General features: G+C 70.5%; 27 protein-coding genes and 1 pseudogene. 18 read left to right on the top strand and 10 right to left on the bottom strand.

Annotated elements, in window-relative coordinates:
- The first annotated feature begins 98 nt into the window (after window positions 1-98).
- Window positions 99-3,014 (top strand): TonB-dependent receptor, encoded by a 2,916-nt coding sequence (locus H2038_RS00140; RefSeq protein ID WP_292108439.1) that lies wholly within the window; start codon window positions 99-101, stop codon window positions 3,012-3,014.
- Window positions 3,014-5,308: pseudogene (locus tag H2038_RS14835) on the top strand (hypothetical protein); the annotation flags it as partial. The gene H2038_RS00140 and the pseudogene H2038_RS14835, both read left to right, overlap by 1 nt.
- Window positions 5,309-5,326: 18 nt before the next feature.
- Here H2038_RS14835 and H2038_RS00130 read toward each other — a convergent pair.
- The 4 genes from H2038_RS00130 to H2038_RS00115 all read right to left on the bottom strand — a co-directional run bounded on the left by H2038_RS00130 (window position 5,327) and on the right by H2038_RS00115 (window position 8,743).
- The gene (locus H2038_RS00130; protein ID WP_292108438.1) at window positions 5,327-7,066 is read right to left on the bottom strand and encodes an asparagine synthase-related protein; all 1,740 of its coding nucleotides are present in this window, start codon (window positions 7,064-7,066) and stop codon (window positions 5,327-5,329) included.
- Window positions 7,063-7,755 carry a lasso peptide biosynthesis B2 protein gene (locus tag H2038_RS00125; protein ID WP_055808242.1) on the bottom strand — a complete coding sequence of 231 codons (693 nt, stop codon included), beginning with the start codon at window positions 7,753-7,755 and terminating at the stop codon, window positions 7,063-7,065. Before H2038_RS00125 ends, H2038_RS00130 begins: the two co-directional genes overlap by 4 nt.
- On the bottom strand, window positions 7,743-8,060 hold the full coding sequence (locus H2038_RS00120) for a hypothetical protein (protein WP_112862326.1): 318 nt from the start codon (window positions 8,058-8,060) through the stop codon (window positions 7,743-7,745). Before H2038_RS00120 ends, H2038_RS00125 begins: the two co-directional genes overlap by 13 nt.
- Window positions 8,061-8,131: 71 nt before the next feature.
- Complete coding sequence (locus H2038_RS00115) at window positions 8,132-8,743, bottom strand: GntR family transcriptional regulator (RefSeq protein ID WP_055808237.1); 612 nt, start codon at window positions 8,741-8,743, stop codon at window positions 8,132-8,134.
- A gap of 256 nt (window positions 8,744-8,999) precedes the next feature.
- Between H2038_RS00115 and H2038_RS00110 the strand changes: the two genes are divergently transcribed.
- The 16 genes from H2038_RS00110 to H2038_RS00035 all read left to right on the top strand — a co-directional run bounded on the left by H2038_RS00110 (window position 9,000) and on the right by H2038_RS00035 (window position 21,735).
- Window positions 9,000-9,500 (top strand): helix-turn-helix transcriptional regulator, encoded by a 501-nt coding sequence (locus tag H2038_RS00110; protein WP_201462405.1) that lies wholly within the window; start codon window positions 9,000-9,002, stop codon window positions 9,498-9,500.
- Between the two features lie 59 nt (window positions 9,501-9,559).
- On the top strand, window positions 9,560-9,820 hold the full coding sequence (locus tag H2038_RS00105) for a helix-turn-helix transcriptional regulator (RefSeq protein WP_055808235.1): 261 nt from the start codon (window positions 9,560-9,562) through the stop codon (window positions 9,818-9,820).
- Between the two features lie 76 nt (window positions 9,821-9,896).
- Complete coding sequence (locus tag H2038_RS00100) at window positions 9,897-10,511, top strand: lytic transglycosylase domain-containing protein (protein ID WP_292108437.1); 615 nt, start codon at window positions 9,897-9,899, stop codon at window positions 10,509-10,511.
- On the top strand, window positions 10,508-10,807 hold the full coding sequence (locus H2038_RS00095) for a TrbC/VirB2 family protein (RefSeq protein ID WP_055808232.1): 300 nt from the start codon (window positions 10,508-10,510) through the stop codon (window positions 10,805-10,807). The genes H2038_RS00100 and H2038_RS00095 overlap by 4 nt, the downstream gene beginning before the upstream one ends.
- A complete protein-coding gene (locus H2038_RS00090) occupies window positions 10,807-10,989 on the top strand; it encodes a hypothetical protein (protein ID WP_055808230.1) in 183 nt (60 codons plus the stop codon). The genes H2038_RS00095 and H2038_RS00090 overlap by 1 nt, the downstream gene beginning before the upstream one ends.
- Window positions 10,982-11,317 carry a type IV secretion system protein VirB3 gene (locus H2038_RS00085; protein ID WP_055808227.1) on the top strand — a complete coding sequence of 112 codons (336 nt, stop codon included), beginning with the start codon at window positions 10,982-10,984 and terminating at the stop codon, window positions 11,315-11,317. The genes H2038_RS00090 and H2038_RS00085 overlap by 8 nt, the downstream gene beginning before the upstream one ends.
- On the top strand, window positions 11,310-13,685 hold the full coding sequence (locus H2038_RS00080) for a VirB4 family type IV secretion/conjugal transfer ATPase (protein WP_292108436.1): 2,376 nt from the start codon (window positions 11,310-11,312) through the stop codon (window positions 13,683-13,685). Before H2038_RS00085 ends, H2038_RS00080 begins: the two co-directional genes overlap by 8 nt.
- Complete coding sequence (locus tag H2038_RS00075; protein ID WP_292108435.1) at window positions 13,682-14,410, top strand: type IV secretion system protein; 729 nt, start codon at window positions 13,682-13,684, stop codon at window positions 14,408-14,410. The genes H2038_RS00080 and H2038_RS00075 overlap by 4 nt, the downstream gene beginning before the upstream one ends.
- Window positions 14,407-14,622 (top strand): EexN family lipoprotein, encoded by a 216-nt coding sequence (locus tag H2038_RS00070; protein ID WP_201462402.1) that lies wholly within the window; start codon window positions 14,407-14,409, stop codon window positions 14,620-14,622. Before H2038_RS00075 ends, H2038_RS00070 begins: the two co-directional genes overlap by 4 nt.
- A gap of 9 nt (window positions 14,623-14,631) precedes the next feature.
- Window positions 14,632-15,552 (top strand): type IV secretion system protein, encoded by a 921-nt coding sequence (locus H2038_RS00065; RefSeq protein WP_112862330.1) that lies wholly within the window; start codon window positions 14,632-14,634, stop codon window positions 15,550-15,552.
- A 189-nt stretch (window positions 15,553-15,741) separates the two neighbouring features.
- Entirely contained in the window at window positions 15,742-16,425 is a 684-nt protein-coding gene (locus H2038_RS00060) for a virB8 family protein (RefSeq protein WP_112862331.1), read from the top strand.
- Window positions 16,422-17,249: a TrbG/VirB9 family P-type conjugative transfer protein gene (locus H2038_RS00055; protein ID WP_292108434.1), complete on the top strand. Its 828-nt coding sequence runs from the start codon at window positions 16,422-16,424 to the stop codon at window positions 17,247-17,249. Before H2038_RS00060 ends, H2038_RS00055 begins: the two co-directional genes overlap by 4 nt.
- Window positions 17,246-18,361 carry a type IV secretion system protein VirB10 gene (virB10, locus tag H2038_RS00050; protein WP_292108433.1) on the top strand — a complete coding sequence of 372 codons (1,116 nt, stop codon included), beginning with the start codon at window positions 17,246-17,248 and terminating at the stop codon, window positions 18,359-18,361. The genes H2038_RS00055 and virB10 overlap by 4 nt, the downstream gene beginning before the upstream one ends.
- On the top strand, window positions 18,361-19,368 hold the full coding sequence (gene virB11 / locus H2038_RS00045) for a P-type DNA transfer ATPase VirB11 (protein WP_287900409.1): 1,008 nt from the start codon (window positions 18,361-18,363) through the stop codon (window positions 19,366-19,368). The genes virB10 and virB11 overlap by 1 nt, the downstream gene beginning before the upstream one ends.
- Window positions 19,334-21,154, top strand: a complete 1,821-nt coding sequence (locus H2038_RS00040; RefSeq protein WP_112862334.1) for a type IV secretory system conjugative DNA transfer family protein — start codon at window positions 19,334-19,336, stop codon at window positions 21,152-21,154. Before virB11 ends, H2038_RS00040 begins: the two co-directional genes overlap by 35 nt.
- Window positions 21,151-21,735: an LPD7 domain-containing protein gene (locus H2038_RS00035; protein ID WP_201462397.1), complete on the top strand. Its 585-nt coding sequence runs from the start codon at window positions 21,151-21,153 to the stop codon at window positions 21,733-21,735. The genes H2038_RS00040 and H2038_RS00035 overlap by 4 nt, the downstream gene beginning before the upstream one ends.
- A 9-nt stretch (window positions 21,736-21,744) precedes the next feature.
- On the opposite strand, the gene H2038_RS00030 is transcribed toward H2038_RS00035, so the two are convergent.
- From H2038_RS00030 to H2038_RS00005, 6 genes are all read right to left on the bottom strand, one after another.
- Complete coding sequence (locus H2038_RS00030; RefSeq protein ID WP_201462396.1) at window positions 21,745-22,593, bottom strand: hypothetical protein; 849 nt, start codon at window positions 22,591-22,593, stop codon at window positions 21,745-21,747.
- The gene (locus H2038_RS00025; protein WP_112862337.1) at window positions 22,590-23,606 is read right to left on the bottom strand and encodes a nucleotidyl transferase AbiEii/AbiGii toxin family protein; all 1,017 of its coding nucleotides are present in this window, start codon (window positions 23,604-23,606) and stop codon (window positions 22,590-22,592) included. The genes H2038_RS00030 and H2038_RS00025 overlap by 4 nt, the downstream gene beginning before the upstream one ends.
- The gene (locus H2038_RS00020; protein WP_161638948.1) at window positions 23,599-24,192 is read right to left on the bottom strand and encodes a DUF6088 family protein; all 594 of its coding nucleotides are present in this window, start codon (window positions 24,190-24,192) and stop codon (window positions 23,599-23,601) included. Before H2038_RS00020 ends, H2038_RS00025 begins: the two co-directional genes overlap by 8 nt.
- Window positions 24,193-24,263: 71 nt before the next feature.
- Complete coding sequence (locus H2038_RS00015) at window positions 24,264-25,256, bottom strand: hypothetical protein (protein WP_112862604.1); 993 nt, start codon at window positions 25,254-25,256, stop codon at window positions 24,264-24,266.
- Window positions 25,253-25,774 (bottom strand): MobC family plasmid mobilization relaxosome protein, encoded by a 522-nt coding sequence (locus H2038_RS00010; protein ID WP_055808206.1) that lies wholly within the window; start codon window positions 25,772-25,774, stop codon window positions 25,253-25,255. Before H2038_RS00010 ends, H2038_RS00015 begins: the two co-directional genes overlap by 4 nt.
- Window positions 25,775-26,001: 227 nt before the next feature.
- Window positions 26,002-26,148: a hypothetical protein gene (locus tag H2038_RS00005; protein ID WP_169802110.1), complete on the bottom strand. Its 147-nt coding sequence runs from the start codon at window positions 26,146-26,148 to the stop codon at window positions 26,002-26,004.
- Window positions 26,149-26,226 lie beyond the last annotated feature (78 nt).

The raw sequence follows: 26,226 nt of genomic DNA, 5'->3' as shown, positions 1-26,226 counted from the left end.
ACCGGTCGTCTCCTCCCGGTCCCGCATCAATGCGGATAAGAAACCGGGGGAGACACATGAGACAGGGCTTCACTTCAACGGCGCTCGCGGCGCTTCTGATGGCGTCGGCGACGCCGGTCTGCGCCCAGCAGGCCGAGTCCGCGCGTCGCTTCGACATCCCGGCAGGGCCGCTGGCGCGCACCCTCCCCGCCTTCGCTCGCCAGAGCGGTCAGCAGATCCTCTATCCGAGCGCCCTGGTGGCGGACCGGGCCTCGGCGTCACTTTCGGGCGACTATTCCGTCGAGACGGCGCTGGCGCTGCTCCTGCGCGACACCGGCCTGACCTATCGACGGAGCCGGCCCAATGTGTTCGTCCTCATCGACCCGTCGCAACGCGCCGAGGCCGAACAGCTGGAAGCCGTCCAGCTGGACGAGGTCGTCGTCACGGGCAGCCTGCTGCGCGGGGTGCTCGACGGCCCCTCGCCGGTGGTGGTCGTCAGCCGCGACCAGATTGATCGCGACGGCCACGCGACCGTCGCTCAAGCCCTGGCGGCGCTGCCGCAGAATTTCGCAGGCACCGCCAATGACGCCACCCTCAGCAACGGCGGCGACCGCAGCGGCACCAACGCCAACTACTCCAATGGGGTGAACCTGCGCGGCCTCGGCAGCGACGCGACCCTGGTGTTGGTCAACGGCCGGCGGATCGCCGGGACCGGCTCCAAGGGCGATTTCGCCGACGTCTCGTCGATTCCGACGGCCGCCGTTGAGCGGATCGACGTCCTGCTCGACGGAGCCTCGGCTCTCTACGGCGCCGACGCCGTGGGCGGGGTCATCAATGTGGTCCTGCGTGACGACTACGACGGCGCCGAGACCAGAGCGCGCTACGGCACGGCCGCCGACGGCGCCTTCTCCGATGTCCTGTTCGCCCAGACGATCGGGCGGCGATGGGGCAGCGGCAGTCTTATGGGCGTCTACGAATACCAGGACCGCGAAGCCCTGCCCGCGGCCGAACGCGATCGCGCGGGTGACGCCGATCTGCGCCGCTTCGGCGGATCGGATCGCCGACTGAACTACAGCAACCCCGGCAACATCATGGTGATCGACCCGGCGTCGGGCGCCTATGTCTCCGCCTTCGCCATCCCGGGCGGTCAGGACGGGACCAACCTGGCTCCGGGCGATTTCCTGCCGGGGCAGGAGAACCGCACCAATCAGCGGTTCGGCATGAACGTCTTTCCGCGGCAGACCCGCCATATCGCCTATCTGGCGGGACGGCAGGATCTCGGCGGCCGGCTGACCCTGTCCGGCGACGCGCGCTGGGCCCGGCGCGACTATGAGACCCGATCGTCGCCGATCGCCACGCTGCTGACCGTCAACCGCAATAACCCCTTCTTCGAATCCCCGACGGGCGCGAATTCGCACCTGATCGCCTATTCCTTCGCCGGTCAGACGCCCAACCCGGTGCAATCCGGGGAGGTCGAGACCCTGTCCGCGACGATCGGCGCCGATCTCGACCTGGGCGGCTCGTGGCGGTTGTCGAGCTATCTCGCCTACGGCGCGGAAGAAGCCGGCTTCGGGTCGTCGGGCACGCTGCAATCGACCTATCTGCGCGAGGCGCTGGGCGCCTTGGCGGACAATCCGGCCACGGGCTACAGCGCCGCCAGGGACGGCTTTCTCAATCCGTTCGGGGCGGGGAACGTCAATCCGCAGGCCGCGCTGGACTTCATCACGGGCGGCTGGACCCATCTGTGGAGCGAGAGCCGCATCACCACGGCGAACGTGATGCTGGACGGCGACCTGTTGGAGCTGCCCGGCGGCCCGTTGAAACTCGCGGTCGGGGCGGCGCTCCGGCGCGAGAATTTCGACCGCAAGGTGGACAGTTTCACCTCCGGCATCGCGCCCGTCCTGGGCGCGCTGAACGCCAGCGAGCGCGACGTGGCGGCGGTCTATGCGGAGGCGCGGATTCCCCTGTTCGGGGCCGGCAACAGCCGTCCGGGACTGGAACGGCTCGAACTGTCGCTGGCGGCCCGGTTCGAGGACTATGGCGATGTCGGTCAGACGACGAGCCCCAAGGTCGGTCTGGTCTGGGAACCCATGGCGGGCGCGCGCCTGCGGGCCAACTACGGCCGGTCCTTCCGGGCGCCGGCCCTGCGCGAGGTGAATGACGCGGCGACGGCCAGTCCCTCGATCCTGCCCCGCGGACCCAACCAGATCCTGACCATGATCCTGTATGGCGGCAATCCGGATCTGGAGCCCGAAACCGCCGACACCTGGACGGTTGGGGGCGATTTCGAGCCCGCCTCGGTTCAGGGTCTCCGGATCAGCGTCAACGCCTTCCGCACGGATTTCGAGAACCGGATCGGCCAACCGGCTCTGGAGAACATCCTCACCGCGCTGAGCGACACCACCCTGAGCCCGTTCGTTCGGATCATCGATCCGGCCAACAACGCCCAGGATCGCGCCGACATGCAGGCGATCCTCGATTTGCCGACCACCAACCTGCGTGACCTGTTCCCGGCCACCGATTACGGCGCCATCGTCGACGCCCGCTACGTCAACACCGCCAGCGTCCAGGTCCAGGGCGCCGACCTCACGGTCGCCTACGCCTTCGCGGTCGGCCCTGACGCCTTCGATCTGACCAGCAGCCTGACCTGGCTGGAGCGCTTCGACGCCCGGGCCACGCCCACCTCCCCCGTGGTCTCCCAGCTGGATCGACCGAACTATCCCGTGGGCCTGCGGGGTCGCACCCATCTCAGCTGGACGAGGGGCCCGCTCACCCTCGGCGGAGCGGTGGATCATGTCTCCGACTACGCCGACACCTCCGGGCGTCGCATCGGCTCCTGGACCACGGCCGATCTTCAGGTGCGCTATGCGCCGGAGACGGGTCCGTTCGCCGGGACGGCCGTCGCCATGACGATCCAGAACCTCTTTGACCGTGATCCGCCCTTCTACGACGCGCCCGAAGGCGTGGCCTATGACGCGGCGAACTCGGACGTCATCGGCCGCTACGTCTCGCTCCAGCTGACCCGGAGCTGGTGATGCACCGCACAGTTCTGATGCTCGGCCTTGCGGCCGGGCTCGCCTTCGCTTGTCCCGCGCTTGCCCAGTCCTCCGGCCCTTTCACCATCGACGCCCTGCTGCGTCAGGAGAGTCTCGGCGATGCGCGCGTCAGTCCGGACGGCCGCTGGATCGCGCTGGAACGCCGGGCGCGCTACGACCGCGCGCCCTCCTACAAGCTGTCCAGGGACACCGACCGCCTCCTCAGCGCCGTCCAGATCGTGGACGCGCGCTCTGGCGAGGTCGTCCGCACCCTGGAGACCCCGGACCATTCCGCCGGCTATACGGCTGGACGGTTCTCGCCCGACGGTCGCCGGCTGATCGTCTACGAGCTGACGCCGGACAGCTGGCGGCTGGGCGTCCTGTCGCTCGAGACCGGCGCGGTCCGTTGGACCGCGCTCGCGCCGGAAGACCCGCGGCTCGGGCTGACGGCGCTCTGGCGAACCGTCGACGAACTGCTCGTCGTCGTGCAGCCGGGCGGACAGCTGCCCGAGATCGCCCGCACCGGCTTCCAGGCCCAGGACCGTATCGCGGCGCTCTGGGCGGCGACAGCGTCCGGCCGATCCGTCGGCGGCACCTTCATTCCGAGCGGCTCGGCCCGCGACACCCGCGAACATCGCCCACCGTTGTCGCTCCTCCGCCTGGATGTGCGTAGCGGCGCGCAGACGCCGCTCGCCGCGGGTGCGATCTTCGATCTCGCCCTGTCGCCGGACGGCGCCCGTATCGCCGTGCTGGAGGACCGCGAGGATCTGCAGCCCGATCCCGATCGCCCGGTCCTGGTCGGCGACCCGATCCGCCGACGCGCCCTGCGCCTGATCGACATCGACACCGGCGCCGAAACCCGGATCGACCCCGCTCTCGATTACGGCCCCTATCTGATGGCGTGGAGCCCCGACAGCCGTCGGCTTCTCGCCTTCGCGCGCCACGTGGGCCAAGCCGGCTTCGAGCGGTCCGGCGCCTATGTCGCGATCGGGCTGGACGGCTTGGTCTCCAGGTTCGCGGACAAGCCGGCGACGGAGCGAAGCCCGTGGGACGAACCGGTGGCGCTGGGCGGCTGGCTCGGCGACACGCCCGTGCTCCGGGTCCTGGATGACGCCGGCGTCGCCCAATGGCGCGTGCCGGGCGGTCTCGCGCCGATCCCGGCCCAGACGGGCGATCGGCTCGTCGACTGGAACGGCGAGACCCGTATCGAGCGCGGCGACCGGCTTCTGTCCCTGAACGGAGGCCCGGACGTCGCCGGCCGGATCAGCGACCTCGGCGAGGCTCGCGACGCCGGCTTCCGCGCCGCCTATGTGCGCGAGGCGACCCCCGGCCGCACCCTGATCAGCGACGGCTGCGCCAAGGCCGCGATCGACGCGGCGCCGGTCTGCGTCTCGCCGCTGGAACCGGATGAAACCCGCGTCGCCTCCAGTCCTGACGGCGCCTTCGTCGTCGCCCGTCAGGACTCCGCCGACGGATCCACCCGTTTCCGGCTCCATCGCGCCGACGCCGGCCTGACCCTGGCGGAGATCAACCTCGATCGCGCGACCTTCGACTGGGGCGAAATCATCGAAGTTGCGCACACCGGTCCTGCCGGCCAGGCGCTGAAGAGCTGGCTGCTCCTGCCGCCGGGATTGCCGGAAGGGGTCAAGGCGCCGCTGGTCGTCGAGGTCTACCCCGGCCGCGTCTCGTCGCGTCCGCCGTCACCGCTCACGCGCCGCTCCGCCATGCTCCAGAACAATCCGGCGGTCATCGCCGGGGGCGGCTATGCGGTTCTCTATGTCAGCCTGCCGAACCCGCCGGATGGGCGCTGGTCCGGCGCGGCCCTTGCCGCGCAGATCGACGCCATCGCCGATGCGGCCGGCGCCACTGGCCGGGTCCGGGCCGACCGCTACGCCCTGCTCGGTCACAGCTACGGGGCCTTCAATGTGCTCAACGCGGCGCCCCACAGCGACCGGGTCGCGGCGGTGATCGCCTCCAACGGCTACGCCGACCTGATCAGCGCCTTCGAACTGCCGCCCTTCTTCCGCTCCGCACCCGACGAGGGCGTGCCCATCGGCCAGCTGTCCGGCTGGGCGGAGACAGGCCAGGCGGCGATCGGCGCCTTCCCGGCGGACGCCGCCCGCTATGTCGAGATGAGCCCGCTGTTCTCGGCGGCGGACCTGCGGGCGCCGGCCCTGCTGATCGAAAGCGATCTGGAGCGGCCGCGCATGGGCAAGTTGTTCGGCGTCCTCTACCGACTAAACCGGGACGCGGCTCTGCTGACCTACTATGGCGAGGGCCATGTGCTCGCCAGCCCCGGCAACCTGCGCGACCTACACGCCCACATCCTCGACTGGCTGGCGCGCTACCTCGGTCCGGCGACGCGCGATCCGACCCTCCCAGTGGCGCGCCCAGGCCTCCAGGACGGCGGCCAGCAACGGGGCGTTGGCGCCCTCGCGCCAGAGCAGGCGGGCCGGGTCGAGATCAACCTCGAGCGTCGCCCGGTCGAGGACGCCCTGGGCCGCTAGTCGTCCCTCCAGGAGGAAGGCGGCGAGCGCCGGCGCGCTGTCCCGTACGACCTGGCCGTAGAAGTGGCTCAGATCGCCCTTGTCCCGCCGTTCGGCGATCAAGGGCGGCAGGCGCTCCGAGAAGGCCAGGCGGGCCAGGCCCCGGTCCCGTTCGCCCAGGGTCAGCCGGTCGGACGGCACGCCGAGGCAGTGTTCGACGACCGGCTGACTGAGGAAGGGATTGAGCAGCGGGGCCTGGCGCGCCCTCAGACAGTCCGTCCAGAACAGCTGACAGTTCACGAACCGCTCCAGCTGCCCCCGCTTGGCGGGCGTAAGCTCGGCCGCGTCGTCGAGCCACCGGTGACGCGGCCCCGATCCGGTCTGCGTCCGGCCGCGCACCGCCAGTCGGCCGACGGTCCAGGCGGAGTGGCGGGTCCAGCGGCCCACCGCCGCCAGATAGGCCGGATTGAGGGCGCGCAAGCCCTGGCGGCGGAACCGGTCGGCGGCGACGAGGGGATCCGGGGCCTGGAAGAAGACGCTGTCGCCGCCCTGTCCCGTCAACAGGCCGTCGGCGCCCAGCGCCGCCAGTCGGCCCGCGGCGTGCCGATCATAGGCCGGGTCCACCCCTTGGAGGGCGGGACGGAGTCCGGAGGCCAGGGTGGTGAAGTCCGCGTCGGAGATCGCCTCGACCGGCTTGCGAACGGTCTCGAGCGGAACGCCGCTCAGCGCCGCGGCCGCCTCCGCGTAACGACGCTCGTCGCCTTCGGCGTCGTCGCCATAGTAGTTGATGAAGACCGCGCGCTCGGCGTGCCCCGTCGCCCTCAGGCTTCCCGCCACGATGGCCGAGTCCAGTCCCCCGGAGAGTTCGGAGACCACCCGGCGACGCGAGCGCATGGTGCGGTCGATGGTGCGATCGACGACCCGCACGAGAGCGTCCGGGGCGTCGTCGGCGCCCCGACGGACGAAGTCGGCCGGCCGCCACAGGGGTTCGTCGGGAAGGTCTTGGTCCGGCCGGCTCCAGCAACCGGCGCCGACCGGCGTCAAACCTTGGAGGGGCAATCCGTCGGTCAGAAGCGAAGGCGTCGCCAGAAGGGCGCCCAGTTGTGGCCAGTCGATCGCGAGCGTGTCCGGCAAGACGGCGTCGAGCGCCGGCGGAGGACAGTCGGTCACCAAGGTGACGGGACCTCGCCGCCACCACACCACATCCACCGCTCCGGTCGGATCCCGCACCAGGTTTAGGTGGCCGTCGCGATCTCGCCAGACCATCAGATAGGCGCCCCAGCCTTCGCTCATGAGGCCCGCGCCGAGCGGGCGTCCTTCGGGGAAGCGGCCTGCGATCGCGGAAGGATGCGCGCCCTCCCCGCGCCATTCCCCGATCAGGGCATGGGCGCGATGAACCTGCGCGACGGGCCATGGGAATTGCGGTCCGGTCAGAATCCTCAGACCGAAGCCGTCGAGCCGCAGGGTCCAGCCGCTCCGCAGTAGCGCCGCCAGGGCCGCCTCGACGGCGGGATCGCGGGCGTCCGCGGCGTCGGCGACGAGGAGATAGCCGGCGTCGCCGCTCATCGCACCATGATCGGCGTGTAGGCCACGAGCCGCTCCACATCATCGTTGAGACAGACCTCGCCGACCTGCACCCAGCAATGGGCGGTGAACGGACACAGGCGCACGCCGAACACCCAGTCGGCCCGAAGCCCCTGACGCCGGAGAAAACGGACCAGCAGCGCCGACCGGACGAGGCATTCCCCCTCGATCGGCAAATAGGCCATCAGGGTCCAGAACCGCCGACCGGCCTCGATCGCGGCCATAGGGTCGTCACGAGGCTCGGCGCCGCCCAGACTGACATAAGGCGACAGGCCGGCCCCGCGCCGGGCGGCCCGCACCTCGTGCATCGCGCAGAGCCCCGGGATCAGGTCCCGCATCAGGTCCAGACGCCCTCCGGCGTGGATCACGGAACGCACCGGGCGAGCCGGCGGAACCCGGGGCTTCGGCGAAGGCTCCGCTCCGATCAACCCCGCCGCGATCAGGGCCGAGACGGGGCCGTTCATCCGGACGAGACCGCCTCCCGCGAGCCGCCGGCACAGGGCGGCGCCGTCCGGCAGGCAATGATAACCGTCGCCGCGCACGTCGAGCAGGACGGCGTCACCACCGACGCAGGCGTGGTGAACGTCCGGCGCGAAATACAGGCGCACGGCAGGGGCGGCGGCGTCGCCGCCGTCGCCCCCCGTCGGAGCCGTCGCGCTCAGGCGGTCCAACGCTCGACCGGGATCAGCTCGCGATTGCCGCTGGGCTGGTCCGCCCGCGTCTGCTCCGCGGCCCCGCCGATGCGGGCGACCGAGGGATCGACGTAGGTGTAGATCGGGTTGAGTTCCCGATTGTGCCCCGGGCCGTCGGCGCGGGTCTGCTCCACCGCGGAACCGAGCCCGACGATCTGGGTCGTGGACGCGTCGTCGTAGAAATAGAGCGGGATCAGCTCCATCTTTTCGACGCCGCCGCCGGCGCGGGTCAGTGCGCTGGCGCAGCCGAGCCCGATCAGGCCCGGAAGGGGATTGGTCTTCATGTCGTAGCCTCCTTGAACGGGGCCAAACGCCCCGCACCCTAAGCCAGCGCCCGCGAGGCTCTATATTCAAACTATATCTGTCCTATACTTTCGACAGATTGTCGCATGACTGCCACGACGGCGGTGGCGAGCGCCGATCTCTCTCGATGATGCAGATCGACCTCGCGCCGCAACGCGACGAGCGCGCCGTCCGCGACGTGGCGTTCGACACCGACGATCCAGGCCAGGTCCGGCGGCGCCAATTCGGCCGAGACGATCCGAATGGGTCGAAGCCGCAGCGTCAGGCGCCAATGGGTTTGCGCCAAGACCGCCCGCCCCGGCGACCGGACCAGGGCGGCGTAGAAGCGCTCCTCGCTCCTCTCGCCGACGCTCTGGAGCGCCACAGTCGTTCCGGCGGCGTCAAGAAGGTCGATCGCCAAATGCACCAGCCGCCGGTGGATTTCGTAGAGATCAACGATGTCGTCGGCGCTGGGACTGGGGGCGTAGTAGCCACGCCCGGGGCGATGTTCGATCAGACCTTCGCCGGCGAGCCGGGCCAGGGCCTCGCGCACGGGCGTCTGGGACAGCTCCAGTTCGGCGGCCAAGGCGGTGGCGACCAACGGCTCTCCCCAGCCGAAGCGGCCTGATCCGGCGAACGCCGCCAAGGCGGTCAGGGCGTCGTTATAGGGGTCTCGCGATCGCATCACGACCAACCCCCAGCGAGGGCGCTCAAGCCGCGACCCACGCCGAGTTCGGGTTGCGATGAGAATGCGACCATGTAATCGGCGACTTCCGCAAAGATTTCGCGTGCGACCCGCAGATATTTTGCGCAAATACACAAGGTTTATAGACCCGTTTGTTTCCCACCTTTCATTTGATGCACGGTTGCTTCATTTTTCAACCAGTAGGGGTGCGGTGCGCGCGAGTCGCGGCGCTCGGAAACGGAGTTAGAGCGACGTCATGGAGAGCGCCGACCGTCAGTCCCAGAGCGAGACCCTGTCCACCGCCCTTCGGCTGATCCGCACCCATCGTCGGCTGCGGGCGGCGGATGTCGCCAAGTCCATGAACATGGCGCTGCGCTCCTACGAGCATTTCGAGTCCGGCGGCGGACGCATCAACATCGAGCGCGTCCATCGTTTCGCCGAGGTCACGGACAGCGATCCCCACGCGATCCTCGCGGCGCTGGCGCTCGGGTCGCCCGCCTTCGCCTTGCGGTGCGCCGACAATAAGCTCGCCACCATTCTCGCGGTCGTGCTGCAGGAGTTCGACGAGGAGGCGGGCGACGCGATCGCGGAGCTGGAGTCCCTGACCATCATCAACACCTTCACCAAGGCCCTGCGCGAGCTGGCCGCGCAGTCCGTCCGCCGGGAGAGCGCGGCGGACGCCTGGCTTGAGGAACGGCGACATCGGCTCGTTTCCCCCACCGGAGACGACGGCGGCTCGGACAAGGGCGCACCGTAGATCCCGGGTGGCGGGCTTACGGACTGGTCCAAGGGTTCCATTCGGCGCCTCATGACCGGATGCGCCCGCTACCCGCCGACCCTCTTTCAGATTCCTCCACGCTCGACCGGCTTTCCGATCGGCAGAAGCAGTGCCTTGCCCTGGCCGCCGAGGGTCTGACATCGGCGGCGATCGGCGAAAGGGTCGGCCTGTCCGCCCGCACGGTCGATGAACATCTGATGGGCGCTTGCCGTGCGCTCGGGGTGCGGACGCGCGTCCAGGCCGTGGCGCGGCTCGCGGCCGCCCAGCGGCCGCCTGAACCCCGGACCTTCCTACCGTAAACGCCCGGCGGGAGGGTCGCGGGTCGCGGCGGCCGGGACTCATCGGCTTTGCTCGGGGCTCACGATGGAGCCTCCCTTGCTGGACCTCGCCCTCATCCTCAGCCTGTCCCAAGCCTGCGCCCCGCATGTGGCCCCCGAAACCCTGGCGGCCGTCGCCTATGCGGAAAGCCGCTTCAATCCGAACGCCATCGGGGTCAACCGCGGCCCCCGGCCGGCGCGGACGCCACGCGACGCCGCCGAGGCGGCGCGCGTGGCGCGCGACCTTCTGGCCCGAGGCGCGAACCTCGATCTCGGCGTCGCCCAGATCAACAGCGACAACCTCGACTGGCTCGGCCTGTCGGTCGAGGCGGCCTTCGATCCCTGCCGAAACCTCGCCGCCGCCGGTCAGGTGCTTCGCGCGGGCTATCGGCCGGCCGAGGGCGTCGATCCGCAGACGACGTTGAGGATCGCCCTCTCCCGCTACAACACCTGTCATCCCGAGCGCGGCTTCCGCAACGGCTATGTCGCCCGGGTCGAGGCGGCCGCCGTCCGCCTCGGCGTTCAGGCCTTGCGCCCCGTCCAGCCCCTTGCGACCGCGCCGCTGCCCGACCCGGTCCAGACCGCGCCAGCGGCGGACTGGGACGTCTTCGCGCGCGCCCGGACCAGCCTGGTCCTGACCTTCACCGCCACCCAGACCGGGAGTTCTGAATGACCGCCTCCATCTCCTCTCGCCGGTTCGGCGCCGTCGGCGCCATCGCCCTGGCGACCAGCCTGATTCTGGTCCAGCCGGCCTTCGCCTCCGCCAACGTCGAAGGCCTGCTTCAGAACGTCGTCGACATGCTGACCGGCAACACCGCGCGGCTGCTCGCCGTCCTGGCGGTCGTGGTCGTCGGCATTCTCTGGATGTTCGGCCTGTTCGACCTGCGGCGCGCGGCGATCGTGGTGCTCGGCATCGTGGTCGTCTTCGGCGCGGCCGAGATCGTCAATCTGATCACGGGCGGCGCCTGATGGACGACGCCCTCTCCTGGGTCGTGATCGGATCGGCCTCGGTGCTCCTGGCGCTGGTCCTGATGCTCGGCCTGAAGCTGATCTCGCCCAAGCGCTTCGCCCAGATCTTCGCCGGCCTCGCCTCCGGCGTCGCCATCGGCCTGGCCCTGTCGCGCCTGTCCGCCGGAGGCCCGCATGGCTGAAGAGCGCCTGACCGAAGACCCTTTGTTCCTGGCCTGCACCCGACCGGCCATGATCCTGGGCGTCCCCATGGAGGCCATGGGCGTGAATGTCATCCTTTCGGGCGTCGTCTTCCTGGTCGGCGGCAGCCTGCTCTATCTCCTCGTCGCGCCGGCCCTGCACCTGGTGTTCCGGGCGATCTGTCGGGCGGATCACAACGCCTTCCGGCTGCTGTTCGTCTATGTCGACACCAAGGGCCGGTCGCGCAACGCCGCCCTCTGGGGCGGCAGTTCGGCGACACCGTTGCCTCTCATCCGGCGCTACCGTCCGACGGAGCTGGCCCGTGGCTGAGGGCGGCGTCAGCGCGATGCGCCTGCGGCGCGAGGCCGACGCAAGGCGTCATCTGCCCTACGCGCGCCACGTCTCCGACGCCGTGGTGGCGCTCGACAACGGCGCCCTGATGATGGTTTTCCAGATCGACGGGGCCAGTTTCGAGACCGCGGATGCGCGCGATCTGAACGACTGGCATATCAAGCTGAACCAGGCCTGGCGCAATCTGGCCGACGATCGCCTGGCGATCTGGCACCATGTGGTGCGCCGCCCGGCCGAACTCGAGCGGTCCGCCGGCTTCCGCTCGGACTTCGCCGGCGAACTGGGCGCGCTCTACGACGATCGGGTCGCGGAGCGTCGGCTCTGGATCAATGAGCTCTTCGTCACCCTCGTCCTCCACCCCGGCCGCGAGGCGGGCGATCGCGCCGCGGCCCTGGCGCGTCGCCTGAAGGCGGCGCGGCGGGCGGACGCCGAGGTCGAGACCGCCCACCTCCAGCGGATCGAGGAAGCGGGCCGGGACCTGATCCAGTATCTCGACCGCTACGCGCCGCGCCGGCTCGGCCTGTATGAACGTGACGGTCTCTGGTTCTCCGAGTCGATGGAGGTGATGCGACTGGTTCTGACAGGTCGGCGCTCGGCGGTTCCGATCGTCTTCGGCCACCTCGGCGCGGCCGTTCATACGGTGCGCGTCATCTTCGGTCGCGAGACCCTAGAGCTGCGGGACGTCGCCGACGCTCGCTACGCCGGCGTCCTGGCGGTGAAGGAATATCCGGCGACGACCCGGCCGGGGCTGTGGGACGATCTGCTGAGCGTCCGCTTCGGCTTCGTGGCGAGCCAGTCCTTCGCGTTCCTGTCCAAGGCCGCCGCGCGGACGGTGATGGAGCGCAAGCAGAACCAGATGGTCTCCGCGCGCGACCGCGCGGCCTCTCAGATCACCGGCCTGTCGGACGCGCTCGACGACCTGGTCAGCAACCGCTTCGTGATGGGCGAGCACCAGGCTTCGATCCTCGTGCACGGCGATACGCCGGGGGCGCTGGCGGACCATTTATCCAAGGCGCGCGCCATTCTCGCCGATTCCGGTCTGGTCGTGGCCCGGGAGGATCTCGGACTGGAGGCGGCCTTCTGGTCCCAGTTCCCCGGCGCCTTCGCCCGCCGCACCCGGCCGGCCGCCATCACCTCGCGCAATTTCGCGGCCCTGGCGCCGTTCCACGCCCATCCGGTCGGCAAGGCGCGCGGCGCCCACTGGGGCGAGGCGGTCGCGGTGCTGCGCACCACGGCCGGCTCGCCGTTCTGGTTCAACTTCCACGTCGGCGATCTGGGCCACACCTTCATCTGCGGGCCGTCCGGATCGGGCAAGACGGTCGTCCAGAACTTCATGCTGGCCCAGCTCGAACGCTTCGGCGCCCAGCAGCTGTTCATCGACAAGGACCGGGGGGCCGAGATCTTCGTGCGCGCCTGCGGCGGGACCTATCTCGCCCTGCGCAACGGCGAGCCGACGGGCTTCGCCCCATTCAAGGCGCTCGACCCGACGCCGGCGAACCGCGCCTTCCTGGTTCGCCTCGTCCGCGCCCTGGTCGACCGCCCCCACGAAACCCTGACGGTTCCGGAGGCGCGCGCCATCGATCAGGGCGTCGCGGCGCTGGAGGCCCTGCCTCGCGAGCGTCGATCCATCGCCGCCCTGCGCAGCCTGCTCGGCCAGGGCGACGCCGGGGGCGTGGGCGCGCGCCTGGAGCGTTGGCAGCGCAGCGGTCCGCTGGGCTGGGTACTCGACAATGAGGAGGACGCCCTGAGCCTGGAGGCGCGGTTCGCCGGCTTCGACATCACCCAGATGCTAGACCATGACGAGGTTCGCACGCCCGCGATGTTGTATCTGTTTCATCGCATCGCCGAGCGCGTCGATGGCCGACGCCTCGTGCTCGACATCGACGAGTTCTGGAAGGTGCTGGACGATCCGGCCTTCACCGAGCTCGCCCGGGACGGTCTCAAGACCTGGCGCAAGCAGAACGCCCTGATGGTGTTCGGCACCCAGTCGCCGGCCGACGCGCTCCGCTCGCCCATCGCCCACGCCATCCTCGAGCAGTGCGCGACCAAGATCTTCCTGCCCAACGCCCACGGCCAGGCCCGGGACTACGTCGACGGTTTCGGCCTGACCCAGGAGGAGTTCCGGCTCGTCCGCGAGGTGCTGACCCCGGAGTCGCACCGCTTCCTGGTCAAACAGGGTCACGACAGCGTGGTGGTCGAACTCGACCTGCGCGGCATGGACGACGCCTTGGCCATCCTGTCCGGCCGGACCGAGACCGTCGCCTTGCTCGACCGTCTGCGCGCCGAGGCGGGCGACGACTACGCGCAATGGCGCGCCCCCTTCCATAACCAGAGGAGGTTCCTGTGAGAGCCCGAATCCTGTCCGCCGCGGCCGTCGCCGCCCTCGTTGTCGCTGGCGCTCCGGCCGCCCGGGCCCAGCAGATCGTCCACGACCCGAGGGCCCTCGCCCAGATGATCGAGGAGGCACGCACCACCCTGGATCAGTTGAAAGCGCTGCAGACCCAGGTCGAACAGGGCCAGCGGCTGTTCGACAGTCTCAACAACCTGTCCGACGTCAACGCCCTGGCCGGCGAGCTCGGCCTGCCGACCGTGCGCAATCCCCTGCCCGATATGCGGTCGATGCGGGCGGCGGCGAACGGCGACCTCGGCGCGCTCGGCGACCTGGCTGACCGCGCCAACGCCATCCGTCGCGACACCCGGCTGTACACGCCGCCGACGGGCGATCTGAGCTCGGCCGACGCCTATTACCGGGACAGCCTCGAACGCGCCGGCGCCCGCACGGCGCGCGATCTCGCCGTGGGCGAGGCGGTGGCCGGAGCCGCCGACCGGCGGCTTGAGGGTCTGGAGACGCTGCGCTCGGCCCTCGACACCGCGCCCAATGCCCGGGCGGTGATGGATCTGGAGGCGCGGCTCGCGGCGGAACAGGCTCTGATCCAGAACGAACAGGTGCGGCTGCAAGGTCTGGCCCTGACCCAGGCGGCCGAGGCCCGGCTGGAGGAGCAACGCGCCCGGGAACGGGCCGAAGCCGCCCGCACGGCGCGCATGAGCGTCTACGAGAGGGCCTTCCAGTGACGCGGATCGCCCTGCTCGCCGCCTTCGCGCTCGCCGGCTGCGGCGCGCCGGACCGAACGGCCGGGGAATTCGCGGCCGACCCTGACGCGGCGGCCCGGGTCGTGGCCGCCTGCGACGCCGGCCGGACGCAAACGGAGTGCGAGGCGGCGCGCCGCGGCCTGGCCGAGGCCCGGCGTGACGCCCGGATGCGCGCCTATGAGCAGGCGTTCTGAGGACCGGCCATGAGCTTCCGCGTCTTCGAGCCCAGCTACGACTTCATCGACGAGCGGTTGAACGTCTTTCTCGGCGACCGCCTGTCCTCGGTCATCGCCGAGGTCGAAGGTCCGCTGCGGATCGCCTTGGTCCTCTATGTCGTGCTCTACGGCGTCGCCATCCTGCGCGGCGCGATCAGCGAACCGGTGATGGACTTCGCGGTCCGCTCGCTGAAGCTGGCCTTCCTCTATCTGCTGGCGACGACGGCGGCCTATTCCACCTTCGTCACCGAGCCGTTGTTCACCGGACTGCCCAACGCCCTGACCCGCGCGGTCAGCGGAGCGGATACGCCCAGCGTCGGCGCGGCCTTCGACCAGTTCTTCGCCTATGCCGCCTGGTTGGGCGAGGACATCTCGCGCGACGCGTCGGCCTTCAACCCCGGCCCTTATGTGGTGTCGGCGGCGGTCTTCCTAGTCGGCGCCTTGGCCGCGGCCCTCGGCTTCGGCGTTGTGCTGGTGGCCAAGTTGGCCCTCGCCCTGCTCGTCACCCTCGGCCCAATCTTCATCGCCTGCGCCCTCTTCGACGCGACCCGGCGCTTCTTCTTCGGCTGGCTCAGCCAGGCGGTGAACTATCTCGTCCTGTTCGCCCTGATCATCGTCATCTTCCAGCTCGTGCTGTCGCTGGTGCGAGATCAATGGGGCGCGATCCAGGGCGCCGATCCGATGATTGGCGGCCTGATCTTCATCGCCCTGTGCCTGCTGGGCGCGATCTTCTTCCTGCAGACCCCCGCCATCGCCGCCGGGATCGCCGGCGGCGCTAGCGCCGGCCTGGCCGACTTCGCCAACGCCGCCGCCCTGGGCGGACGCGGCTCGGGCCGCGCCCAGGGGCCGCAGGAATCCAGCCGCCAGCCCCCGAGGAGCGGCGGCTCCATCCGACCGAGAGGCGCCTGACATGACCTACCGCTCACTTCTGCTCGCTAGCCTGTTGGTGCTGGGAGCCTGCGCCCACCGCGGCGATCCCGCGCTGCCGACCTGCGACGGCTCCGCCCGGCGACCGGCCAACCCCTACGGATCGGTGCTGACGCCCGCGTCCGAGCCTCCCGCCGAATCCGTCGCCTCACCGGACACGGGAGGCTGCGCATGAGCGGCGTCCCCTCCTCCGAGCTGAAGCGCTATTTCGTCGAGGCGCGGCGCTGGGACCAGGACCGCCTGGCCTCGGCGCTCCGATCACGCCGCCTGGCCTGGTCCGCCGCGGCGCTCGCCACGGGTCTGGCCGTGATCTCGACCGGAGCCGTCGCCCTGCTGACGCCGCTCAAGTCGACCGAACCCTTCGTGATCCGGGTCGACCAGGCCACCGGCGCGGTCGATGTCATGCGCGGCCTTTCCGCCGAGGGCGGGCCCGTCCGTTACGAGGAAGCGGTCAGCAAATACTTTCTCGGACAATATGTCCGCCAGCGGGAGGGCTATCTCGACCCGGCGGCGGAGGACGCCTTCCGGCTGGTGTCCATCCTGTCCGCGCCCGGCGAGCAACGCCGTTGGGCCGATCTGTTCCGGGGCTCCAACCCGGCCAGCCCGCAGAATCTGTACGGTCCGGACGGCGAGGCCATCGTGGCGATCCGCGCCATCGGCTTCATCAACGCCGGCGTCGCCAATGTCCGCTTCCGACGCACGGTCCGCCAGGCCCAACAGACCGTCGAGAGCGACTGGATCGCCACCATCGCCTTCACCTACACGCGCGCGCCGATGTCGGAGCCGGACCGGCTGAGGAACCCTCTTGGCTTCCAGGTGACCTCCTACCGCGCCGATCCGGAGGTCATCCGATGACACGCCCCCTGTCCGCCCTGGCGCTGATCGCCGGAATCGTCCTCGCCGCTCCGGCGATGGCGCAAACACCCCCCGATCCCCGGATCCGGGAGATCGTCTACGATCCGGCGGTGGTCTACCGCATCGCCGGCGCCTTCCGGACGGCGACCCAGATCGTCTTCTCGCCCGAGGAGATCATCCGCCACGCCGCGATCGGCGACAGCGTCGCCTGGGAGGTGGCCGCCGAAGGGTCGGTGCTGTTCCTGAAGCCGCGCGAGCGCCATCAGGCGACCAATCTGCTGGTGGTCACCGAGCGGGCCGGCGTCATCCGCCACTACGCCTTCGAACTGGTCGCGCGCGACCCTGGCGACCGCGCCGCCCTCGCCTATCAGGTGCGCTTCCGCTATCCGGCCGACGATCAGGCCCAGGCCGCCCGCGCCCTGGCCGTTCAGGCCGCGGCCGTCGAACAGCGCCTGATCGGCCTGGAGCTGGACCGCGGCGTTCTCGAAGGGCCGCGCAATCTGGCCTGGTCCGCCCAGGGCGATGCGGCCCTGCAGCCGAGCGAGGTCAGCGACAACGGCCGCTTCACCGTCCTGCGCTTTCCGGGGGTTCAGGCCTTGCCGGCCCTGTTCGAGGTCGCCGAGGACGGCTCGGAGCGGCTCATCCCCTACGACGTACGCGGTGAGTTCGTGGTCGTCCACGGAGTCGCGCGCGGCCTGCGGCTGAGACGCGGGTCATCGGTCCTCTGCCTGTTCAACGACGCCTTCGATCCGCGCGGCAGGGGCTTGGGCACGGGCACGGCCTCGCCTGTCGTCGATCGGGCTCCCGTCGGAGATCCGTCATGACCGGGGTCGCGGCGCCGCCTCCGGACGAGAGTCCGTCCCCGGCCTCGACGGCGGCGGACCGCGGCGTCTCCCCGATCGCCGGACGGTTTGGCGGACCGCGCGGCAAGATGATCACCCTCGCCGCGCTCGCCGCCGGCTGCGGCGTCTTCCTGGTCGCGAGCTGGGATCGCGGCGACCGCGACGCCGAAGGCCCGACGACGCGTGATGACCCGCCGCGGCAGACCGCGCCGTTCGAGCCCGCGCGACGCGGCCCGGCGCCCCTGCTCAGCGAGCCAGTCGTCGATCCCGAGGCCCCCGTGCTCGACGACGGGCCCTCTGTTCCGCCGATCGAGGCCGGACCTCAAGGCGCGCCTCGTTCCGGTCCGTCGCCTGCGGAGGAACGACGCGCTCTGGCCGAAGGCGCGCGGCGGGCGCCGGTGCTGGCCTACAGCCGGGCGGGCGGCGGCTCGGCCATTCCTCCGCAGGCCCCGGGGCCCGGCGCGCCTGCGGGACCGCAGACCTCCCTGGACCAACTCAGGCAGGTCACCCCGGTCGGTCAGGCCCGCGCGGGGCGCCTGCCCGACCGCAACCTGCTGATCACCGCCGGGACCAGCGTCCCCTGCGTGCTGCAGACCGCCATGGACAGCACCACCCCGGGCTATGTGACCTGCGTCCTGTCCCGCGACGCCTGGTCCGACAACGGCGCCGTGGTGCTCATGGAGCGGGGCACCCGGGTTCTCGGCGAGTATCGCGGCGGCCTCCAGCAAGGCCGTCGCCGTCTATTCGTCCTCTGGACCCGCGCGGTGACGCCGACCGGGGTCGCCGTCGCCCTCGCCTCGCCGGCCGCCGACGCGCTCGGCCGATCCGGCTTCGACGGCGTGATCGACACCCGCTTCTGGGACCGGTTCGGGGGCGCCCTGCTGCTGTCGATCGTCGATGACGGCGTCTACGCCGCCGTGGGCCGCGACGACGGCGGCGCGACCGCTCGCCTCCCGTCCGACGCGGCCGGGGTCGCCCTCCAGGGCTCGGTTGATATCCCGCCGACGCTGCGCAAGGGCCAGGGCGCGGAGGTGTCGATCTTCGTCGCCCAGGATCTGGATTTCTCCGGCGTCTATCAGCTGCGGTCGCGGTGATGGACGACACCTCCGTCCTCGATCACTACCTCGCGCCGCTGCGCCCCTTTCTGGAACCGGAGACGGTGACGGAGGTCGTCGTCAACCGCCCCGGCGAGGTCGGGGTCGAGGCCGACGGCGTCTGGCGCTGGGCCGAGGCGCCGGACTTGACCGAGGCCTGGCTGCGCACCCTCGCGGTCGCGGCCGCCGCCTACACCCGACAGGACGTCAGCCCCGAACAGCCGATCTGCTCGACCACCCTGCCCGGCGACATCCGTTGCCAGATCGTGCTGCCGCCGGCGGTCGCCGACGGCGGCCTGTCCCTGACCCTGAGAAAGCCGTCGCGGCGACGCCTCGGCCTGGCCGAGTTCGCGGCCGCCGGCCTGTTCGACCAGGTCGCCAACGCCCGCGCCGAGACCGCCGATCCCGTCGACGCGGAGCTGATGCGCCTGCGCCAGACCGGCGACTGGCCGGGCTTCCTCACCCTGGCGGTCACCGCCCGCCGCAACATCCTGATCTCGGGCGCCACCGGCTCGGGCAAGACCACCCTGGCCAAGGGTCTGATCGCCCTCATCCCCGATCACGAGCGTCTGCTGACGATCGAGGACACCCGCGAGTTCGTGACGCCCCACCGCAACGTCGTCCATCTGGTCTATTCCAAGGACGGCCAGGGTCTGGCTCGGATCGGCCCCAAACAGCTTCTGGAAAGCGCCCTGCGCATGCGGCCGGACCGCATCCTGCTGCAGGAGCTTCGCGACGGCACGGCCTTCTTCTACCTGCGCAACGTCAACTCGGGGCATCCCGGTTCGATCACCACCGTGCACGCGGATTCGGCCGCCCTCGCCTTCGAGCAACTGACCTTGCTGGTGCGGGAATCCGAAGGCGGGCGCGATCTGCCGCGCGAGGACATCCGCGCCCTGTTGCACCTGCTCGTCGATGTCGTCGTCCAGATGAAGAAGGTCGACGGCCGGTTCCGTGTGACGGAGATCTGGCATGACCCGCTTCGCAAGCGCCAGCCCGGCGACTAGGGGGGCGCTGATCGCCACCGCGGGCCTCGCCGCCGCCGCAGTCCTGGGCGTTCTCACCGTGACCATCGCCCTCATCGGCCTGGGTCGGTTCTCCGGCGATATCGACCCGACGCGCGTCCCCGGCTGGCTCTGGTACTACCGTCACGATCCCGAGTTGCGGCGCTGGCTGGCCGTGGGCCTGTCATGCGCGGGTCTGGTCGGCGGGATCCTGATCGTCGCCGTGCTGCTCCACCAGAGACGCCCGCTGCACGGCGCCGCCCGATGGGCGTCGGCGGCCGAACAGCGCCACGCCGGTCTGAGGTCGCGCCGCGGCGTGGTCCTGGGGCGGGCCGACGGCGCCTTCCTGATCGCCGACGGCCCCGAGCATGTGATGCTCTACGCCCCGACGCGCACCGGCAAGGGCGTCGGCGTGGTCATCCCGAACCTGCTTGCTTGGCCGGACTCGGTCGTGGTGCTGGACATCAAGCGCGAGAACTATGTCGCCACCGCCGGCTACCGCGCCGAGGCCGGCCAGACGGTCCATCTGTTCGATCCCCTGGCGTCGGACGGCCGAACCGCGCGGTTCAACCCCCTGGCCCACATCGACCGCGCCGATCCGATCCAGGTGCTGGACGAGCTTCAGCGCATGGCGGCGATGCTGTTTCCAGTCCATGACAGGGCCGATCCCTTCTGGGCCGAGGCGTCGCGCACTGGCTTCATCGGCGTGGGCGGCTATGTCGCCGCCACGCCCGATCGCCCCTTCACCCTCGGCGAGATCTTCCGCCAGCTGACCGCCGGCAACGCCCGTGCTCGGCTGCCCCGCATCGTCGCGGCGCGCGCGCGGGAGGGACGCCCTCTTCCGGGGCCCGTCGTCGCCGCCCTGACGGACTTCACCAGCTCCAGCGAGAACACCTTCGCCTCCGTGCGTCAGTCGATCACCACTCGCATGGGGCTGTGGCTCAACCCCCGGATCGACGCCGCCACCTCGGTCTCGGATTTCGACCTGCGCGACCTGCGCCGCGGCGATCTCTCCCTCTATCTGGGCGCCACGCCGGACAACATGCTGAGGATCCAGCCGCTCTATGCGCTGCTTTTTCAGCAGCTGGTCGATCTCAACAGCCGCAGCCTTCCCGCCCCCGCCGACCGTCCGACCCTCGTCCTGCTCGACGAATTCGCTCGCCTCGGCCCGGCGCCGGTGCTGGCCCACGCATTCGCCTGGGTGGCGGGCTACGGACTGCGTCTGCTGGCCGTGCTTCAGAGTCCCTCCCAGCTCCGGGCGCTCTACGGACCCGATCTGGCAGAGGACGTGATGACCAATTGCGGCATCGAGATCGTCTTCGCGCCCAAGGAACTGAGGATCGCCCGGGAGCTCAGCGAACGGCTGGGCTATTATACGACGGACGGGCGAAGCCGCAGCCGGCCGGCCGGCCTCGCGCGCGGCCGACGCAGTACGACCGTGTCCGACCAGCGCCGGGCGCTGATGCTGCCCCAGGAGCTCATGCAGCTTCCGCAGACCGCCCTGATCGTCCTGAAGGCCGGTCTTCCGCCTGTTCGCGGCCGCAAGATCGCCTACTGGCGCGACCGGATTTTCCAGCGCCGTCTGCGTCCCGCTCCCACGCCCGGGCCGACGGTCGAAGCGCCGGTCGTCCCGCCCGCTCTCGAGGAGGATCCCATGGATTTCGACGTCATCGCCCGCGCCTTCGCCGCCGAAGGCCTTCCTCCGCCCCCGCCCGACGCGGATGAAACCGATGTGGCGGCCTGGCTCGACCGCGTCGTCGACGCCACCCCGCCGGAGCGCGAGCCATGACCCCGTCAGAGCCCGCTCCGGCGGTCAACCGCCTGCGGCCCGCGCCCGGCGCACCCGCCCGCTCCACCGCCAAGGGCGACGTGCCGGACGCGGTGCTCGACCGCTATCTGGTCGAGCGCGATCTCAGGGGCCGGGCGGAGCGGTTCTTCCGGGATCATCGTGCGCCCGCGCCGATGTTCCGCGACCGGGGTGGATCGCTCACCTCGACCCAGGCCTATCCCGACGCCGTCATCGACATGCTCAAGATCGCGCGGCACCGCGGCTGGGAGCGGATACAGGTCTCTGGCGACCCCGCCTTCCGGCGCGAGGTCTGGATCCAGGCCCAGAGCCTGGGTCTGGAGGTCCACGGCCATCGGCCCAGGGACCGCGATCGCCAGGCGGCCGGAATCGACCGGGCTTCCTCCCAGAAGGCCCTCCAGGATCCGCTCGCCGAGCGGCTCGCCCGCGCGGCCGTGGTGGTGGCCCGTCTCATCCCCGATCCCGCCATCCAGACCAAGCTGCTGGAGGCCGCCTGGGCGCGCGCCGGCCGCGCGCGTCCGACGGAACGGGACACGACGCGCGACCGCGAGCGGCGGCGCTAGCGGTCGCGCCTAGAAAGTGTTCTTCAGATACGGCGACACGGTGAAGGCCGGGAATCCGACGCCGTCCCTCATCCGGTTCATCAGGTCCCAATACATGCCCAGCGCCAGCGGATCGCGGATGTCCGCCGGAATATCGAAGCTGTAATCGCCCTCGAACCGGTCGCCACGTCGCCAGGCCCGGGCGAACTCCGGCGAGAGGTAGGCGAACAGGGCCCGGCGGATCTGGTCCAGGAACTCGCCGATGGTGCTGGCGTGATAGGAGAAGACGTCGGTGTAGAACCACTGCTGGAAGTCCGGCACCGACCGATAGACCATCCCCTCATCGACCTCATGGCCGTGCCGCGCGAGCATCGCCCTGATCTGCTTCACCCGGGCATCGAGCCGGGAGAAGTTGTGCTTGTTGGCGTCGCCGACGACCTTGAGCAGCCAGATGCGGGAGACGCGCAGGTCCACCGACAGGTCGAGTCCGGGAAGCCAGACCTTGGGACAGACGCACTCCGCGTTCAGCCAGTCCGCGAAGGCCGAGGCGGAAGCCGCCAGACCGGAGGCGTCGGCGCCCAGCGTCGGCTGACGGCCGATGGCGTCCAGATAGAACAGATAGGTTCGATCAGTTTCGCGCGCGCCTGCGGTCGACGGGGCGAAGGCGAAGGGCAGCGCAGACGGCCGGGGCTGGGCCAGGAAATCCGCCAGCAGGATGGCGAAGACCCGTTTGTGGGTTCCCGACTTGAACACCAAATTGGTCGGGCGGGAGGTCATCGGGTACTCGAAGATCTCCAGATTGACCATGTCGTCGATCATGTCCCAGACCGCCTTGAGCAGGATCGCTTCCTGCTCGATCGGGGCGTAGCGCGGGGTCAACCCGTCGCCGCGGCGTTGGCGCGGTCCGCGAGCGCCGCACACGTCTCCATGAGCTTCTCGAATGGCTCGGCGTCCGCCTCCAGCAGGCCGTCCTCGACCATCCGGCGGTAGTCATCCCCGAGGGCCTCCAGCGAGGCGCCTTCAGGCTTCAGACGCAGCCCGCCCGTGACCGCCTGTCCATAGTCGATCTCCGCGCCGTCGGCGGTCTCGCGGAAGAACATCGCCTTGTGGCGCGCGACCGCCTCGGCGACCGCCCGATCCGCGATCGCGGTCTCGGCGAAGCCGGCCGCGTCCAGTCGGGACAGATCGTGCCAGTGGCGAGAGAAGCGATCGCCCCGGAGTCGTCCCTGCGCGCAATAGACGTGGGCGGCGGTGGCCTTCTCCCAGAACGTCCGCTCGGCCGCCATCACCCGCGGCGTGGCGGTCGGGAAGACGACGCCTTGCAGATGGGCCGCCGCATCGCAGACCACGGGTCGCGGCGCGCTCGGCTCGCCGGTCGCCCGCGCGCCGAACTCGAGCATCACGCTGGGCGAGACATAGCCGGTGCCAGTGCTGGTCGGCGCATAGTCGACGAAGGCCTTGGCGCCTTCGATCCGCACCGTGGCGCCGACGCCGTCTGCGGCGATCCGGGCCTCCAGAAGCGGCCGCACCTCGCCCTCTACCCAGAGCGGCAACAGCCGCTGAACGTCCCGGGACCAGCGCCGCTCCTCGGCGCGAGTCTGCGGCACGGGGTCTTCAGGCGCATCGGCCAGATCGGGAAGCAGGCGACGGATGTCCCAGGTCAGATCGATGTCTTCCGAGAACCGCTGGATGACGTCGTAGGCCTTGGACAGGGATGTCCCGCCCTTGAAGACCAGGCCTTCGCCCAAGGGCGACTCGAACAGCGCGTTCAGGGCCCAGACGACCCAGACGTCCTTCTCGAGCAGATGGGCGGGCCGGCCGGAGTCCGACGCCGCCGCCGCGAGGGCTTCAGCGCGGTCCTCGGCCGAAAGCTGCAGGAAGATTTCAGACATGGGCCGCCTGGCTGACCGACCGCGCCAGCCAGGTGGGCAGACGCGGTCCGACGGACACCAGTTCGCCGAAGGCGGCGGGTCCCAGCTTTCGTTTCAGGGCCTCCAGCGCCGTCGCGGCCTTCTCCGGCCCCAGCCAGGCCAGGGCGCGAACTGCTTCGCCGGCCGGACGATCGGCCAGGAGCAGCTGCCATGCCGGCGCATGTTTGAACTCCACCGTCTGCTTGCCAACGTTGAGGAGCCGGCTCTTGCCGTTGGTCAGATAGACCATGCGGATCGGCACCTGGGTGGTCAGGCCCAGAGCGTTGGCCGCCGCCGCCCCGTTGGAGGCGACGACCTCGCCGCGCTGCTCGCTCACCGCGCGCACGACCGTTTCCACCGAAGGCGTCCGCGATCCGAAGCGGCTTTCCAGCGGACGCATGTAGACGCCGCGCCCGGCGCGCACGAGCCGCCCCCGTCGCACGAGGCGCGACAGGGCCTGATCCACCGCCGCGCGGCTGCCCAGATGGAGCAGCCCCTTGGCGGCGACCGGCGCGCCCTCCGGCAGGGCCCGGACGCGCTCCATGATCTGTTCAGCAAGGACTTGCATGATCGTCTCCGTGTCAGAAATATAGTTCTGTTTCTGACACTTCGCAACCGGGCCCGTGGAGTCGCGCCGCTTCATCGGCTTCGCTCTCGCCCGGTCGAGCGATCGACGCCTGCGTCCCTCAAGGCCTGGTCGCGCGTCTTCGGCCCGGGCCGGTCCCGCACGAACCGCTCCACCACCAGGGCCAGGGTGCGATCCGCCAGCCGATCGGACCGACCCAGTCGAACCGCTTCCGCGACCAGAGCGCGCCGCATCGCCAGTTCACGCGCCTGAATTGCCTCCAGCCACGGCCCCTCCCCGCCGTCGCCCCGGAGCGCGTCGCGGTAGGCGGCGGCGAGCGTCTCGGGCAGATCGCCCTTCCCCGCCACGAACCGCTCCCGCATCTTGCGGATCGGCGTCCGCTCCGCCTTTCGGGTCACGCCGCGCGTCCGCCGCGGGGTGGCCTCCGCCTCGATGGACCGGTCGCGCAGCGCCCGGGCGAAGCCCTCGCGCCAGATCTGCAGGTCGGCCTTGCGCGGATTCAGCCGCTCGCCCTCGCGTCCCAGCCGGCGCACCGTCAGATGCACGTGCGGGTGCCGTCCCTCGTCGTGCAGGGCGAAGACATAGGGGAAGCGCTCGCTGAAGGTCTCGGCCGCGAAGGCCCGGGCGGCGTCGTGCAGACGCACCGCATCCGTCCCCGCCGGCATGCTGAGCACGATCGACAGGGAGACCGAGGCGTCACGCCTGCGTCCCGGTTCCATCGCGAACTCCTCGGCCCAGTCGCGGGCGAGCGCATGCACCTCAGCGCGCCCGTCCAGCCGCTCCCCGTCCGGCCCTTCCAGAGTCAGGGCGCCATTGCGGCTGATGTAGTCGAGGTGCGCCTTCAGGTGGCCGCCGTCCCGGGTACGGCCGGTCACCTTGACCATCACCTCCGGCGCCCGGCGCAGGACCCGGATGAAGCGGGCGGCCGACTCCTGCCCTCTGTTCCGAGACGGCCGAAGCACCGCGGGCGTGATCCGCGCGCGGCGCGGATCGACCGGCGGCCGCAAGGCTTCCTCGAACCCGCGCGGCGAGCGGAAGTCGCTCACGGCCGCCCGGCCCAATAGGACAGGTTGCCGTCAAAGGCCTCGCCGAGCGCTTCCACCCAGGCCGCGATCTCAGCCTGAAAGGCGCCGAGCTGGGCCATCTCCAGATCGAGCACCTGCCCCTCCATCACCGCCGTGTTCAGGGCGCGGGCGATCTGGTTGATGTTCACGCCGATGCGCCGCAGCTCGCGCCGCACCTCGATCAGCGCCAAGGCCTCGGGACGGCTGAACTGCGGACGATCCCGCAACCGCCGCCGGATGAGCGCGACACTCCATTGGGTTCGCGACAGCCCGACGGCGGCGGCCTCGGCCTCCAGGAGACGCAGGTCGGTCTCGCCGAGGCGCAGGGTCAGCTTGCCCGACCTGGGCGCGCTGACCGCCTCCGGCGGCGCCGGAAAGGACGCCTGCGCAGCCCCCTCCATGAGCCGGCGAAGCAAGCGCGAGCGCCCGCCCTGCCCCGCCGCCGCGGCGTCGAACCGGCGGATCAGATCGGGCGAGACGCGAAGGGTGAGGCGGTCCATCGGGAGGTGGGTCTGTCAGACGTTGCCGGCGCAAAGCCTATCCTGCCCTTGACCGTCACCCCCCTCGCCCCGTAGGCCTCCGGTGCTGCACGTCCTCCCCTCGGCGACCGCTGCACGGCCGCTCGCCCGCCGTCCTGTCGGACGCCCCAGCCGGACGGATCATGAGGAGGGAAGCGGCCTCGGAGGCAGACGCCCGCGCTTTCGCGCGGGCGTCCTCCGTCAGCGGATCAGCAGCAGGGTCCGCCGTTACAGCAGGCCGCGAGAAGCTCGCAGCAGGAGGCGGCGGCCTTGACCACCGAGTCGGGCGCGGCCGCGAAGGCAGCCGAGGCCGAGGTCAGCAGCACGAGGGCCGCGAGCGAAAAAGCACGTTTCATTGTTGATCTCCATGGATCGGTTTTCTGAGAAAAGGATCGTCGGTGGAGCCGGAAGCGGAGGACCCGCCCCCTCGAACC

The sequence above is a fragment of the Brevundimonas sp. genome, assembly GCF_013912005.1.
Classification (GTDB): domain Bacteria; phylum Pseudomonadota; class Alphaproteobacteria; order Caulobacterales; family Caulobacteraceae; genus Brevundimonas.
Note: the sequence above shows the minus strand (reverse complement) of the source record. Positions and strands in the feature narration are given on the sequence as shown.

Coding starts and splice junctions, on each gene's coding strand:
- H2038_RS00140 (WP_292108439.1), top strand. CDS start 99: ATGGCGTCGGCGACGCCGGTCTGCGCCCAGCAGGCCGAGTCCGCGCGT.
- H2038_RS00130 (WP_292108438.1), bottom strand. CDS start 7,066: ATGAGCGGCGACGCCGGCTATCTCCTCGTCGCCGACGCCGCGGACGCC.
- H2038_RS00120 (WP_112862326.1), bottom strand. CDS start 8,060: ATGAAGACCAATCCCCTTCCGGGCCTGATCGGGCTCGGCTGCGCCAGC.
- H2038_RS00115 (WP_055808237.1), bottom strand. CDS start 8,743: ATGCGATCGCGAGACCCCTATAACGACGCCCTGACCGCCTTGGCGGCG.
- H2038_RS00110 (WP_201462405.1), top strand. CDS start 9,000: ATGGAGAGCGCCGACCGTCAGTCCCAGAGCGAGACCCTGTCCACCGCC.
- H2038_RS00105 (WP_055808235.1), top strand. CDS start 9,560: ATGCGCCCGCTACCCGCCGACCCTCTTTCAGATTCCTCCACGCTCGAC.
- H2038_RS00095 (WP_055808232.1), top strand. CDS start 10,508: ATGACCGCCTCCATCTCCTCTCGCCGGTTCGGCGCCGTCGGCGCCATC.
- H2038_RS00090 (WP_055808230.1), top strand. CDS start 10,807: ATGGACGACGCCCTCTCCTGGGTCGTGATCGGATCGGCCTCGGTGCTC.
- H2038_RS00085 (WP_055808227.1), top strand. CDS start 10,982: ATGGCTGAAGAGCGCCTGACCGAAGACCCTTTGTTCCTGGCCTGCACC.
- H2038_RS00065 (WP_112862330.1), top strand. CDS start 14,632: ATGAGCTTCCGCGTCTTCGAGCCCAGCTACGACTTCATCGACGAGCGG.
- H2038_RS00060 (WP_112862331.1), top strand. CDS start 15,742: ATGAGCGGCGTCCCCTCCTCCGAGCTGAAGCGCTATTTCGTCGAGGCG.
- H2038_RS00055 (WP_292108434.1), top strand. CDS start 16,422: ATGACACGCCCCCTGTCCGCCCTGGCGCTGATCGCCGGAATCGTCCTC.
- virB10 (WP_292108433.1), top strand. CDS start 17,246: ATGACCGGGGTCGCGGCGCCGCCTCCGGACGAGAGTCCGTCCCCGGCC.
- virB11 (WP_287900409.1), top strand. CDS start 18,361: ATGGACGACACCTCCGTCCTCGATCACTACCTCGCGCCGCTGCGCCCC.
- H2038_RS00040 (WP_112862334.1), top strand. CDS start 19,334: ATGACCCGCTTCGCAAGCGCCAGCCCGGCGACTAGGGGGGCGCTGATC.
- H2038_RS00035 (WP_201462397.1), top strand. CDS start 21,151: ATGACCCCGTCAGAGCCCGCTCCGGCGGTCAACCGCCTGCGGCCCGCG.
- H2038_RS00025 (WP_112862337.1), bottom strand. CDS start 23,606: ATGTCTGAAATCTTCCTGCAGCTTTCGGCCGAGGACCGCGCTGAAGCC.
- H2038_RS00020 (WP_161638948.1), bottom strand. CDS start 24,192: ATGCAAGTCCTTGCTGAACAGATCATGGAGCGCGTCCGGGCCCTGCCG.
- H2038_RS00010 (WP_055808206.1), bottom strand. CDS start 25,774: ATGGACCGCCTCACCCTTCGCGTCTCGCCCGATCTGATCCGCCGGTTC.
- H2038_RS00005 (WP_169802110.1), bottom strand. CDS start 26,148: ATGAAACGTGCTTTTTCGCTCGCGGCCCTCGTGCTGCTGACCTCGGCC.